Origin of the sequence: Nonomuraea terrae (genome assembly GCF_004348995.1) — a bacterium.
GTDB classification, from domain to species: Bacteria; Actinomycetota; Actinomycetes; order Streptosporangiales; family Streptosporangiaceae; genus Nonomuraea; species Nonomuraea terrae.
In genome coordinates this window covers 1-12,793 of sequence record NZ_SMKQ01000245.1, presented here as the reverse complement: position 1 = coordinate 12,793, position 12,793 = coordinate 1, and the positions used below count along the sequence as shown (strand labels likewise).

At 71.5% G+C, this 12,793-nt stretch carries 9 protein-coding genes and 1 pseudogene; 4 read left to right on the top strand and 6 right to left on the bottom strand.

Annotated elements, in window-relative coordinates; translation table 11 throughout:
- Both E1286_RS41455 and E1286_RS41450 read right to left on the bottom strand, forming a co-directional pair.
- A partial coding sequence (locus E1286_RS41455; RefSeq protein ID WP_223190876.1) for a serine/threonine-protein kinase occupies positions 1–1,287 on the bottom strand: 1,287 nt, incomplete at its 3' end.
- A gap of 84 nt (positions 1,288–1,371) precedes the next feature.
- The gene (locus E1286_RS41450) at positions 1,372–2,010 is read right to left on the bottom strand and encodes a pyridoxamine 5'-phosphate oxidase family protein (RefSeq protein ID WP_132621925.1); all 639 of its coding nucleotides are present in this window, start codon (positions 2,008–2,010) and stop codon (positions 1,372–1,374) included.
- Between the two features lie 72 nt (positions 2,011–2,082).
- Between E1286_RS41450 and pdxR the strand changes: the two genes are divergently transcribed.
- Positions 2,083–3,582 carry a MocR-like pyridoxine biosynthesis transcription factor PdxR gene (gene pdxR, locus E1286_RS41445; protein WP_132621923.1) on the top strand — a complete coding sequence of 500 codons (1,500 nt, stop codon included), beginning with the start codon at positions 2,083–2,085 and terminating at the stop codon, positions 3,580–3,582.
- A 556-nt stretch (positions 3,583–4,138) separates the two neighbouring features.
- On the opposite strand, the pseudogene E1286_RS50935 reads toward pdxR, so the two are convergent.
- Both E1286_RS50935 and E1286_RS41435 read right to left on the bottom strand, forming a co-directional pair.
- Positions 4,139–4,570 (bottom strand): annotated as a pseudogene (locus E1286_RS50935) (DegT/DnrJ/EryC1/StrS family aminotransferase); the annotation flags it as partial.
- Positions 4,567–5,550, bottom strand: a complete 984-nt coding sequence (locus tag E1286_RS41435; protein WP_246075619.1) for a GNAT family N-acetyltransferase — start codon at positions 5,548–5,550, stop codon at positions 4,567–4,569. The gene E1286_RS41435 and the pseudogene E1286_RS50935, both read right to left, overlap by 4 nt.
- A 255-nt stretch (positions 5,551–5,805) precedes the next feature.
- On the opposite strand from E1286_RS41435, the gene E1286_RS41430 reads away from it, so the two are divergent.
- The 3 genes from E1286_RS41430 to E1286_RS41420 all read left to right on the top strand — a co-directional run bounded on the left by E1286_RS41430 (position 5,806) and on the right by E1286_RS41420 (position 9,234).
- Positions 5,806–6,831 (top strand): phosphotransferase family protein, encoded by a 1,026-nt coding sequence (locus tag E1286_RS41430; protein ID WP_132621917.1) that lies wholly within the window; start codon positions 5,806–5,808, stop codon positions 6,829–6,831.
- Positions 6,832–6,879: 48 nt separating this feature from the next.
- Positions 6,880–7,632 (top strand): SDR family oxidoreductase, encoded by a 753-nt coding sequence (locus tag E1286_RS41425; RefSeq protein WP_132621915.1) that lies wholly within the window; start codon positions 6,880–6,882, stop codon positions 7,630–7,632.
- Positions 7,633–7,845: 213 nt separating this feature from the next.
- Positions 7,846–9,234, top strand: coding sequence for a GH39 family glycosyl hydrolase (locus E1286_RS41420; RefSeq protein WP_132621913.1), 1,389 nt, complete (start codon positions 7,846–7,848; stop codon positions 9,232–9,234).
- 17 nt (positions 9,235–9,251) lie between these two features.
- On the opposite strand, the gene E1286_RS41415 is transcribed toward E1286_RS41420, so the two are convergent.
- Positions 9,252–9,836, bottom strand: a complete 585-nt coding sequence (locus tag E1286_RS41415) for a hypothetical protein (RefSeq protein ID WP_132621911.1) — start codon at positions 9,834–9,836, stop codon at positions 9,252–9,254.
- A gap of 156 nt (positions 9,837–9,992) precedes the next feature.
- Entirely contained in the window at positions 9,993–12,425 is a 2,433-nt protein-coding gene (locus E1286_RS41410) for a hypothetical protein (RefSeq protein ID WP_165970152.1), read from the bottom strand.
- Positions 12,426–12,793: the final 368 nt, after the last annotated feature.

The window sequence follows — 12,793 nt, the reverse complement described above, 5'->3', positions numbered from 1 at the left end:
GTCCAGGGGGATGGCCGCCTGTGGTGAGCCCGCGGGCGTGTTCCCAGGGTCCGTGTTCGGTCCCGGTGTCCCAGGTGGGGCGGAGACCGGCTCGGTCGGGGTTCGGCTCGGCGGGACGGCCGCCGCCGCGCCGATCGGCTGCTCGGGCACCGGCCGGCTGGAAACCAGGACGATCACCGCCGTCACGGCCGCCACCGTGGCGAGCGCACCTCCCGTCGCCACGCGCCGCACGTTCGACCCGGCCACCCGCCGCACGTCCGGCCCCGTCGCCACCGCCGGCGCGTCCGCTCGCGCCGCCCCTACCGCGTCCGGCCCGTCCGCTCCCGTGGCCGCCTTCGACCGCCCCACCCGCCGCGCTATCGAGCGCAGGTCATGGAACACCGTCCTGGCCAGCGACGTGGACGTCTCGGGCATGGGCGGGGCCGGCTCCGGCAGCAAGAGTGCGAGCAGGGCCACGAGTCCGGACAGCCGCCGCCGCCCCCGTTCCTCCCAGTCCTCCCCGTACGCCGCCCGCGCCGCACTCTCCAGCTCGCCGACGAACGCCAGGGCGCTCCCCGGCCGCGCGGCCGGGTCCTTGGCCAGCCCGCGCCGCACCAGCTCCCGCACCGGTGAAGGCGCCTCGTGGATCGGCACGGGCGCGTGCACGTGCTGGTACCCGAGCACGCTCGGCTCGGTGGACCGGTAGGGCCGGTGCCCGGTCAGGCACTCGAAGAACACGACGGTGGCCGCGTACACGTCGGTCGCGGGCGTCGCGGGCAGCCCCGCCCACAGCTCTGGCGCCATGTACGGCGGCGTCCCCTCGGGACGGGCCACCGTGCCATGCCGCACCGCGATGCCGAAGTCGACCAGCTTGCTGACCCCGTCGTCGCGGACGAGCACGTTCTCCGGCTTGTAGTCGCGGTGCACCAGCCCGAGCTCGTGCGCCTTGGCCAGCCCCAGCAGCGAGCCCTTCAGCACGGCCAGCGCCGCCTCGGGCCCGGCCGGGCCGTGCTCGCGCATGAGCGCCCGTAACGAGACGCCGTTCACCAGCTCCATCACGATGCAGGCGCCGAAGGCGTCCTGGATGTACTCCCACATCGTGGCGATGTTCTGATCGCGCAGCGTGACGAGCAGCCGCGCCTCCGACTGGAACCTGGCCAGCGCCGCGCCGTCGTGCCGCAGCTCCTCGGACAGGTACTTGATCGCCACCCTGATCCCGGTCGCGTCGTGCACGCCCAGCGCGACGCGACCGCTCCCGCCCCGTCCGAGCTGCCTGATCTCCGTGTATCCGGGGGCACTCCACTGCATACGCCTCTCCCATCAGGAGGCGGCCCACCTGATGAGACGTGTGATCAAGGAGCAGAGTTTTCCAGGTGGCCCGGTTTCATGGAACTACTCCCGATGGAGGATGTGAACCGGGGTTTCGATACCTTCTGGGAGCACCGAATCAGGTTCGGGCTCACCCCATGCCGTGACCAGCGGCAACACGCCCGCCCACACCGGCAGCGCGTAGTCCTCCTCGTCGTCCTTCGGCTCGCCGCGCCGCGTCTTGACCGACGCCTCCTCCAGCGACAGCGCCAGCACGGCCGTGGCGGCCAGCTCCTTGCGGCTGGGCAGCCGGACGTAGTCCCACTGGCCGGGGGCCAGCTGCTCCGACAGGGCGCGCAGCCCGGCCAGGCGCTCGTCCGGGTCTGTCACCAGCCGGGCCCGGCCGTAGACGATCGCCGAACGGTAGTTGACCGAGTGGTGGAAGATCGACCGGGCCAGCACGACGCCGTCGAGGTGCGTGACCGTGACGCACACCTCGGCGCCGTCGGCCGCCCGCAGCGACGAGGCCCCGGTCGAGCCGTGCAGGTAGAGGGTGTCGCCGATGCGGCCGTAGCCGGTGGGCACGACCATCGGGCAGCCGTTCACGACCACGCCGAGGTGGCAGACCAGCCCGGTGTCGAGCACGTCGTAGAGATCGTTCCTGTCGGTGCTGCCGCGCTGCTTCTCGCGGCCCAGCGTGGTGCGGGGAGTGGTGGACAGCATGATTGGACCGTAACGACAAAGTGGACCTATCCTGTAGGGCCACTATCAACCCGTTCATAGAGACCACTTCCGGTGCGCACCGCTGTCGACCTGCCCATATCCCTGTCCCGAGACTCCGCCGAGCCGCTCATCGCGCAGCTCGCGGACCGGCTGCGCCACGCCATGCTCGACGGGGCGCTGGCGCCCGGCGAGCGGCTGCCGTCCACGCGGGCGCTGGCGGCCCAGCTCGAGGTCAGCCGTACGGTCGTGACGGAGGCGTACCAGCAGCTCTACGCCGAGGGGTGGCTCGACGGCCGGCACGGCTCTGGCACGTTCGTGGCCGAGATGGAGCAGCCGCCCCGCCCGCCCGGGCGCGGCGCGTACCAGCCTGAGCCGCCGCTGCCCCCCGCCGACGCGATCGACCTCACGCCCGGGCAGCCCTGGGTGCGCGACTACGACCACGCGGCCTGGAAGCGCGCCTGGCGCCGCGCCGCCGACCTGCCGCCCGGCGACTCACCCGACCCGTACGGCCTGCCGCGCCTGCGCGAGCTGCTCGCCGAGCACCTGCGCCGGGCCAGGGGCATGGCCGTCGGTCCGGAGAACATCCTGGTCACCCGGGGCACCGGCAACGGCCTCGACCTGTGCGCGCTCGCCCTGCTCGGCCCCGGCACCCGCGCGGGCGTGGAGGACCCGGGCTACCACGTGGCCCGCACGGTGTTCGCGGCGCGGGGCGCCGAGGTGGTGCCCTGCCCGGTGGACGAGGACGGCGTGATCGTCGACGGGCTTCCCGGCGGCCTGCGCGTGCTCTACACGACCCCTGCCCACCAGTACCCGCTCGGCGGCCGGTTGCCGATCCCGCGCCGCGAGCGGCTGCTCGCCTGGGCCAGGAAGACGGGCGCGACGGTCGTCGAGGACGACTACGATGCCGAGTTCCGCTACGACGTCGCCCCGCTGCCCGCGCTCTACGGCCTCGACCCCTCGCGGGTGGTGCTGCTCGGCACGCTGTCCAAGACCCTCGCGCCCGACGTGGGCGTGGGCTGGCTGGTCGGCGACCCGGAGCTGGTAGGCCGGATCGCCCGCCTGCGCCGCACGGTCGCCGACCGCACCAGCGGCCCCGTCCAGCAGGCCGTGGCCACCCTGCTGGAGCACGGCGACCTCGACCGCCACCTGCGCAGGATGCGCCTGGAGTACGCCCGCCGCCGTGCCGCCGTCGTCGAGATCCTCGGCCCCGTCTGCCGCCTGCGCGGCGACACGGCCGGGCTGCACGTGCTGGCCGAGCTGCCCGCGTCTCTGGTGCCGGGCGTGGTCGTGCGGGCCGCGCGGGCGGGTGTCCTGCTCGACTCCACCGAGCGCCACCACCACGGCGCCGCTCACCTGCACGGCCTCGTGATCGGGTACGGCTCCGCCTCACTCCCCGACGTCCGGCGCGGCTGCCGGATCCTGGCCGCCCTGATCAGCGACACCCGGGCGGGCCGTCCGGCGGCTCCAGCCGACGCAGGATCGGGAACGCGCGGGCGGCGTACATCGGGTCGACCGGCAGCACGTGCCGAGCCCACCAGCGGGCCGGCTCGGGATCAGGCGACGGCTCGGTGAAGCCGGGCGCGTAGTCGTCGTACGGCGGGTCGTACAGGTAGCCGGTGGCCACCCCGTGGCGTTCGAGCTCGGCGATGGCCGCGTCGCGGTCGCGCACCAGCAGCGGCACCCGGAACAACGGCCGGCTGAGGTCGTCGAGCACGGCCGGCGCGACCGTCGGCAGCTCGGCCAGCCGCTGCACGCCCGCCAGCCGCCGCGCCCGGCCCTCGGGCACCCCGGTCACCCGCCTGGCCTGGTACCACCGGGCCAGCCGCCCCCGCCGGGCGCGATAGCGGTGCAGGTCGGCATGGACCCAGCGGTCGAACGGCGGCAGCGACGGCGCCTGTTTGAGCGCCGACTTCAGCCCGTCGGGGTCGAGCGCGATCCGATAACCCTCGCGCTTCTCCTGCAGGCCGAGGGACCGCGCGAGCTTGAGCGCGGGGCGTACGAGGTCGAACTTGAGCGCCGCGTGGCGGACCATGGAGCCGGCCACGCTCCACAGGTCGGCCCGCAGAGAGCCGCGGACCGTCAGCTCGTCGCGCGCCCGGGCCAGGGCCTCCAGATCGGAGACGTCGTCGACGACCAGCACGCCGCCCGAGCCGGCGCTCGGGTGCTTGGACAGGCTGAAGACCGCCGCCTGGCCGAACGTGCCCAGCGGCCGCCCCTGGATGGAGCTCTCCATGGCGTGCGCGACGTCCTCGACGAGGATCTTGCCGGCGAAGGCGGGCGCGTCGTCCGGCAGGCCGTACAGGTTGGTGGTGAGGACCGCGTCCACGGTGCCGAGGTCGACCCGGGCGACGTCGATGTTGCCGTCACGCGGCGACAGCGGCGCGATCACCGGGCGCAGCCCGGCCGCCAGCACGAGGAAGAGGATCTCGTCGGCCGAGATCGGCGACATGAGCAACCGCTGCCCGGGCTTGCACCAGTGGCGCAGCGCCAGGTAGAGGCCGAGCCGGTTGGACGGTAGCGATAGGCAGTAGCGACCTGTTCGCTCTGCGATGTATTTCACCCTTGGAGGACAGTACGCAGTCGTCCGTAGGTTTTCAATGCCTTGTCAGCCGTTTTGAGGAGCAGTGGGTTGCCCATGACCGTGGCGCGTGTCTTGCGGGCCGGCACCCTGACCATCCAGTGGACGCCGGCCGCCGCGTTCGCCCTGGCCACGCGCCCCTCGGCCACCTCGAACTCGCCGGTCTTCAGCTTGTCTTTGTACTCCTTCTGGCCCCGGCCCATGTCGATCACCTGGATGCCGGTCTTGGCGGCCTGCTCGGCCATCGCCAGGTGCTGGATGAGGCCGGGGGAGTACTTCGCGAACCGGGTGTCGTAGGCGGGGAACCAGCCGACGAGGGTCGTGCGGGTGCGCAACCCGAAGTGGCCGGCCACCGGCTCGTCGCCGGCGTAGATCATGTCGAGCACGCCCGCGAAGCTCGCGGACTGGGTCGCGAGCAGCCGCTCGACCAGCTCCACGATCCATTGGTGGGCGAACCGGTCGGTGCGGCCGGTGCGGCGGTACTGGTCGGTCTTCCAGCCCAGCAGCGTGCGCAGCGGCTCGACGTCGGTGATGCCGTAGTCGTGGCGTACGCCCCCGGCCTCGCGGTCGAGCTTGCGCTGCTTGGCCAGCGTGGACTTGTACGTCTTGCCGGAGTTGGCGCGCAGCGTCTCGGCGTAGCGGTCGAAGCCGTCACGCAGGTCGATGATCGGCGACGGGTGCCGTTCGTGGCGGGCGTTGAGCAGCGGCTGCCTGGCGACGAGGTGGTCGAACTCGTACACGGACAGGCCGCAGTCCTTGATCAGCCGGACCGGGTCGATCCGGAGCCCCTGGGCGTACACCAGGCCCTGCGCGTCGGTCAGCCCCGCCGCGACCGGTTTGCCGATGCCGAGCGGATGTCGCTCGAACGGAAAGAACCCCACTATGTCGGGACCGTCATAGAGGACGGCGACGCGAACGACATCTCGGAGTTCCCCCACCGTGAGGGTGAACTCCGGGGACAAGAAGGGATTGTCGAAGGCGGTGTCCGCTTCCTGGAGCGCCCGCCATCGGCTCACTTCTGCTTGGCCCAGTTCACGAGGTAGGGCAAGGGTGACGCGCATGGGCTCCTACTGTCAGCATGCCACTCACCGCCCAGCATGAGGGCAGAGGTGTACTGCCAGAGTAAAGGATCTCGTGCCGTGGCATAGACGCAGGTTCGGAACGTTACACAACTCTCAGGTGGCATTCAGAACAGAGTGACGTTCTAATGTGTGTGCATGACCGTACCTGGCATCGACCACCCCCGCCTGGTCGCATGGATGGCCCGGAATGTGCCCGACGCCGGCGAGCCCCTGTCCGTCTCGCTCATCTCGGGCGGCAGGTCCAATCTGACGTATCTGGTCGAGGCCGCCGAACGCCGCCTGGTGCTGCGCCGGCCGCCGCTCGGCCACGTGCTGCCGACCGCCCATGACATGCGGCGCGAGTGGCGGGTCATCTCCGCGCTCGCGCCCACGCCCGTCCCGGTGCCGGAGCCGGTCGCCTTCTGCTCTGACGAGGACGTGATCGGCGCCCCGTTCTACCTCATGGGGCACGTCCCCGGCGACGCCGTGCGGACACGCGACCAGCTCGGCGACCCGGCGCCCGAGCAGACCCGGCGGCTGTCGGAACGCCTGGCCGAGGTGCTGGCCGCCATCCACGCCGTCGACTACCGCGAGGTGGGGCTCGGCGACTTCGGCCGGCCGGCGGGCTACATGGCCCGCCAGCTCGACCGATGGTGCCAGCAGTGGGAACGGTCGAAGACCGAGGACCGGCCCGACTACTACCGGCTGGTCGAGCGCCTGCGCGAGCGGTTGCCCGCCGAGGCCTCCGGCACGCTGGTGCACGGCGACTACCGGCTGGACAACACGCTGGTCCGGCGCGACGACCTGGAGATCATGGCCGTGGTCGACTGGGAGATGTCCACGCTCGGCGACCCGCTGGCCGACCTGGGGCTGACGCTGACGTACTGGGCCGACCGGGGGGACGAGGAGCGGGCGAGCATCCCGGTGTCGGGCGACGTGACGGCGACACCAGGGTTCCTCAACGCCGCCGAGTTCGCCAATTACTACACAAAGGTGTCAGGTCGCGAAATTTCGGACCTTGGGTTTTATGTGGCTTTTGGGAATTTCAAGCTCGCGGTCATCGTGGAGGGTATCCATGCCCGATTCCGGCAAGGTAAGACCGTTGGGGAGGGATTCGACCGTATCGGCGCCGCCGTACCCACGCTGATCTCCCGCGCCCACCGCATGCTCGACCAGCACTGATCTCGACCACCCCCCTCGACCTGGGGCCCGAGCCCCGCAAGGAGCGTCATGAGCACAGTTGCACTGATCACCGGAGCGGCCAGCGGCATCGGGGCCGCCGTGGCACGCCGGCTGTCGACGGGCGGCGTCCGGTGTGTCCTCGTCGACCGCGACGGCGAGGGCGTCGAGCGCCTGGCCAAGGAGCTCGACGGCGCGTGGCTGGCCGCCGACGTCAGCTCCGAGGAAGCCTCACTGGAGGCCGTCGCGCTCGCCGAGCGGCGCTACGGGCGCCTCGACCTGGTCCATCTCAACGCCGGCGTCACCAGCGGGGTGGACCTCGAGAACTTCGACGTCGAGCGCTATCGCAAGGTGATCGGGGTCAACGTCGACGGCGTCGTCTTCGGCGTACGCGCGAGCGTCCCGCTGCTCAAGCGCTCGGGCGGCGGCGCCATCGTGGCCACCGCCTCGCTGGCCGGTCTCGTCGGCTACGCCGGCGACCCCGTCTACACCATGACGAAGCACGCCGTCGTAGGCCTGGTCAGGTCGCTGGCCGAGCCGCTGGCCGCGTACAACATCCGTATCGGCGCGGTCTGCCCTGGCTTTACCGATACGCCGCTTGTGGCCGCCGCGCGGGATATGTTCGTCAATTCTGGGTTCCCGCTGCTGACCGCGGACGACGTCGCGGCCGCCGTCGAATCGGCCTTCTACGCCGAGACCCCGGGCACTCTTCTCGTCGTGCAGCCGGGGAGGCAGCCGATGCCGTACCGTTATGCCGGGGTCCCCGGCCCGGCCGGCGGCCAGCGGCCACCTCGCTCGGAGTGACGGCAAGTCGCTTGGCGGGCGGGTCGACTAGCGTAAGAGTGGCCGGGCCGCCGCCCGGCCTCTGTGCGTTCGCGAGCCTTCGAGGTTCGCGGCCCCCGTGTAGGTCAGCCCGTCTCGCGAGAAGGATGAGGAGCGTTCGTTGACATCCTCCCAGTCCTGGAAAATGGCCGTCCCCCGCCGCCCCGGGCGGCGACGCCTCCCGGCGGGGTCGCGGTGATCCCCACCGACGGCCGGCACGCGCGCCGGCGATCGCCGTGGCCGATCGCACTGGGAGCGGGCATCGTCGCGGTCGTGCTCGTGGCGGGCATCATGGTCTACGCCTCGCTCCGCAGCCAGGAGCGCCAGGAGTTCAGCGGCAGCGACGTGGCCACCGCCATGCCGGCCCAGCCCCCGCCCACCCTGGAGCAGCCGCCCGCGCTGCCCGACTGGCCGCGCTGGGGCATCACGCACACCCAGTTCAGCGCCGACAACGAGCCCGCGCAGGTCTCCGAGGAGGCGAAGGGCGTGCTCGGCCGCGTCCCCATGCTGCAGAACCAGCACATCATGGGCTGGGGCGTGGGCAACCCCGAGCCGAGCCCCGGGCAGTTCAACTTCCGCGACCTCGACCGGCGGCTGACGTTCATGTCGTCGTCGCGGGCGTTGCCGGTGATCACACTGTGCTGCGCCCCCGACTGGATGAAGGGCGGGCAGGCCGGGCGTACGGACTGGAGCAAGAACCACACCGTCTCCCCCGAGCCCGAGCACTTCGACGACTTCGCCAACCTGGCGGCGCGGGTGGCCAAGCAGTACCCCACGGTCAAGCACTACATGGTGTGGAACGAGTTCAAGGGCTTCTGGGACCCGTCCACCAACACGTGGGACGCCGAGGGCTACACCGAGATGTACAACAAGGTCTACACGGCGCTGAAGAACGTGAACCCCGAGATCCAGGTCGGCGGGCCGTACGTGCCGATCGACAGCTACGTCTCCGGCCCGGCGTCCGAGCTGCGCGGGCCGTGGGGCACGGTCGACCAGCGGGCGCTCGACGCCATCCAGTACTGGATCGACCACAAGAAGGGCGCCGACTTCATCGTCGTCGACGGCGCCTCGATGACGAAGGACAAGGGCAACGTGCCCGACCACTTCGCCGCCCAGGGCAAGTTCAGCGCCATCACCACGTGGTTGCGGCAGAAGAGCGGCGACATGCCGGTGTGGTGGGCCGAGTGGTACGTCGAGCCGGAGAACTCCGGCTGGAGCGAGGAACAGCGCACGGCCGTGCAGGCCGCCACGCTGATGGAGTTCGCCAAGAGTGGCGTCACCACGGCGCTGTACTGGAACCCGCAGCTCGACGGCGAGGGCGAATGCCCCGGTTGCCTGTGGGCGCCCAAGGTGGGCGGCGAGATGCCGATGGCGGGGCTGCTCAGCGGGTTCACCCGGTGGTTCCCCGCGGGGGTGCAGGCGCAGGAGGTGCGCTCCTCAGACCCGCGGATCAAGGCGCTGGGTCAGGAACGCCAGATCGTCATGGTCAACACCGCCGGCGAGGCCGTCACGGCCACCGTGGACGGCCGCGAGGTCGTGCTCGGGCCGTACGAGATCAGCTGGTCGGGGCGCGGCGGCACCTGACGGCCTCAGGGCGTCGGTCACTCCCCGGAGAATTTGGTGCCGACGCCCCAGTAGTGCGCCGCGACCGCGTAGCCCGGCCGGCCGCGCTCCGCGGCCGGCGTGGCGGCGGCCTGGCCGCGCGCTGAGCGCCGGCTCCACATGTGCCGCAGGTGCTGGACCGCCGCGATGTCGGGCAGGTCCTTGGGTCGGCGGGCGGCCTCCTTCCAGGCCAGTACGTCACCCAGCCGCATGAACGGGATGCCGTCGATGACGTCGGCGTTGTCGATCAGGTCGTCGGTCGGCCACCCGGGCGTCCACCGGTCCACGAACTCGATCGCCACCGACGGGTGCACCACCTTGAGCCCGTGGCCCGACAACGCCGGCTGCGGCGTGCCGAGGGTGAGCACCTTCTGCCAGGCCGCACCCCGGGCCAGCACGTCCAGATCGCCCATACGGGCCCGCATGCCGCGGACGTAGAGGGCCGCCGAGCCGCACACCACGTAGTCGCCCGCCGGCAGGCCGAGCCGGGCCAGCTCCGCGAACAGCCCGGCCGGGTCGGTCAGCAGAACACTGGGTGCGGCCGGACGGCGCGCCTGCGAGAAGGCCGCGCTCTGAGACATCATGTGATCCGTCCTTCGGACTGCCTGGGGGCGCCGGGGGCTGCTGACCTGACGTCCGCTGATCTTATTCACCCCCGCCCGCCGCCTCCGGGCCGGGGCCGGGGATGGCGTCCGCCGACGGGATGACGCTCTCCCCGGCACCGCCGGGGAGAGCGCGCCTCACACGTTGTTCTGCGCGATGTAGATGAACCGCTCGACGATGACCGCCAGCGCCACCGCGAAGGACGGCACCGCCAGGTACAGCAGCCGCCTGCGGGCCTTCGGCGCCCGGTTCGGGCCGTTCAGCCGGATGACCTCGTAGCCGAAGAGCGCCACCCACGTCACGACCAGCGCGCCGATCCCCACCGGCGTCCACGGCGTGGTGGGATCGCCCCGCCCCTGGTACGGGGTCGGCTCGGGGATCTCGGTGCCCCGGACGAAGTTCTTCCAGGTGTACAGGGCCGCGTCCTCGTTGGAGTACACCCGCTTCAGGTCGGGCGAGGCGTCCAGCGCCGCCCGGAACTTCTCGCCCCAGTCGGCCGGGAAGCCCTGGTTGAGCTGCAGGTAGCTGACCTGCCCCCGGCTCACGATCAGGTACGAGTTGCGCGGCTGCTCCTTCAGCGCGTCCACCGCGTCCGAGATCTTCGTCGGATCCTTGTGCACGAGCGCCTGGACGTTGAAGTTGACCAGCTCGACGTCCCGCTCGCCCCACGGCAGCGTCGGCGTGACCTCGGGGCCCTCCTTGGGCACCAGGTAGAGCACGCGCGCGCTCGGCTTGTCGTGGTCGTAGATGTAGTGCAGGGCCGCGATCTCGCCGGTGGTGACCCGCTCGAACTGCTCGTTGCCGTACCGGGCGAGGAAGAACGCCATCGCGAACACGATCGCGAAGGCAGCCGCCACCACGACCGAGATGCGCTTGGTGAGCTCGGGATTGAAGCGCACGTTCCGCTTGCGGAGCGGCACGGTCTCCTCGCGCACGTCCGCGCTGTCGGCCGGCAGGTTCGGGAAGAACGCGTACGCGGCCAGCAGGCAGGCGCCCGGCAGGGCGAACATGTAGATCCGCAGGCCGATCTCGCCGCCGTAGCTCTGCAGGGCCAGCGCCATCACCGGCACACAGAGCAGGATCAGCGCCGAGCGGTCGAACACCCCGCGCCGCAGCCGCCGGAACAGGCCGGTCGCCGCCAGGCTGAGGATCACGACCAGGATGCCGAGGCGCGCCTGCAGCACCATCGCGTGCGCCGGGTCGGTGCCCTCGATGCGGTCGCCGGTGTTGCTGCGCAGGTTGGCGAAGACGTTGCCGAGGCCGCCGAAGATCGTGTCGATCTGGCTGGCCCAGAAGCCCACCGTCATGTAGCTGATCCAGGCCAGCGTCACCAGGCCGAGGAAGAACGGCAGCGCCCACGTCAGCGACGTGCGCTTGAACAGCAGGAACGCCGTCACCACGCCGAGCATCATGAACGGCGTGATCTGGTGGGAGGCCACCGACGCGAAGAACAGCGTCAGCAGCACCATCAGCATGAGCAGCTTGTCGGCCCGATAGGTGCCGGTGTTGGCCAGCTCGCCCGGCGTCATCGCGTCGAGGCGGCCGATGAGCTTGCGCAGGCCCTTGGGCGGGATGGGCTTCGTGCGCGGCTCCACCCGTCCGAACCACCTGAGCAGGATCGCCACGAACGCCAGATAGAGGGCGAACGTGAAGCCCTGGGGCGAGAAGTAGTCCTGACCGATCCACTGCACCAGCACGAACAGCAGCGCCGCGAACCACCGCGCCCGCGTCGTCGCCACCACCTGGCGCAGGATCAGCACGAACGGCAGCAGGTAGAGCAGGTTCGACAGAAGCGGCGTCCACAGCAGGATCGTGGACATGTCGGTGATGCCGGCGGCCTTCGTCACGAACGCGAACAGCGCGAAGTAGCCCGGCCAGCCCATGCGGGCGTCGATGTTGATCGCCGTCTCGCCGGTCCTGCCGATGAACTCCACGAAACCGGCATGGATGTACGCCGTGGGGAAGCGCGGCTCCTCCGCCACGAGGGAGCCGACGCCGTGCAGGGCGAACGTGATCGCGGCGATCTGGAACAGGAGCAGGAACTTGCGGTCGGTGCTCTGGGCGACCGTGACGAAGAACGACACGATCATGATGAGGAGGGCGATGAACGCCGTCGCCGGGAGCGCCGAGATCAGGCCGAGCCCGTCGATGTCGGACGGATCCACGCCGCGCATCGGCCCCACGGGCGCCTTGATGGCGAGGACGTACATGATCAGGCCCTCGACGACGAGCAGCGCGGGCAGCCACTGGGGCGCGCTGGCGAGCAGCCGGCTCAGCCGCGCCCGCAACCCGACCGGCTTCCCGGCCTCCTGCGGCACCCCGTACGGCACCTGCGCCGCCACATCTTGCGCCGCCGCGCCCTGCGCCGCCGCGCCCTGCGCCGCCACACCCTGCGCCGCCACGCCGCCGGGCGCGGCCTGCGGCTCACCAGGAGCAGGCTGCAACAACCCCACGGCCCCATGCGCCTGCCCGGCCCCGGCAGGGCCGGACCCCTGCCCCGTCCCCGCCGCTTGGCCGGGCCACTGGCCCGTCCCGCTCGGCCGCTGAGGACCGCTGGGTGCTTGCGTCACGGTGGGAGTCTGCGAGGGATTGGCCGCCTGCGTCCCACCGGCCGCCTTTGTCCCACCGGCAGGCTGAGAGCCACCGGCAGGCTGGGGGTCACCGGCGGGCTGCGGACGCGTACCGCCCGCCGCCCCCTTCCCTGCGGTGGGTTGCGGTTGGGTGTCCGTCGTCGCGTTGCCCGAAGGCCGTGCGCCCGGCTGCTGAGGCTCTGTGCTCGCCGGCGCCCCGCCGGGAGCCTTGGAACCGCTCTGGTGACCCTTGGGCGGCGTACCGGCGCTCTGCGGGCCGCTGGAGGGCTGCGGACGCGCACCGGTCGGCGCCGCACCCGTCCCGCCGGTCGGCTGAGGACGGGAGGCGGGCTCGGGGGCGGCCGAGG

Coding starts and splice junctions, on each gene's coding strand:
- E1286_RS41425 (WP_132621915.1), top strand. CDS start 6,880: ATGAGCACAGTTGCACTGATCACCGGAGCGGCCAGCGGCATCGGGGCC.
- E1286_RS41415 (WP_132621911.1), bottom strand. CDS start 9,836: ATGATGTCTCAGAGCGCGGCCTTCTCGCAGGCGCGCCGTCCGGCCGCA.
- E1286_RS41450 (WP_132621925.1), bottom strand. CDS start 2,010: ATGCTGTCCACCACTCCCCGCACCACGCTGGGCCGCGAGAAGCAGCGC.
- E1286_RS41430 (WP_132621917.1), top strand. CDS start 5,806: ATGACCGTACCTGGCATCGACCACCCCCGCCTGGTCGCATGGATGGCC.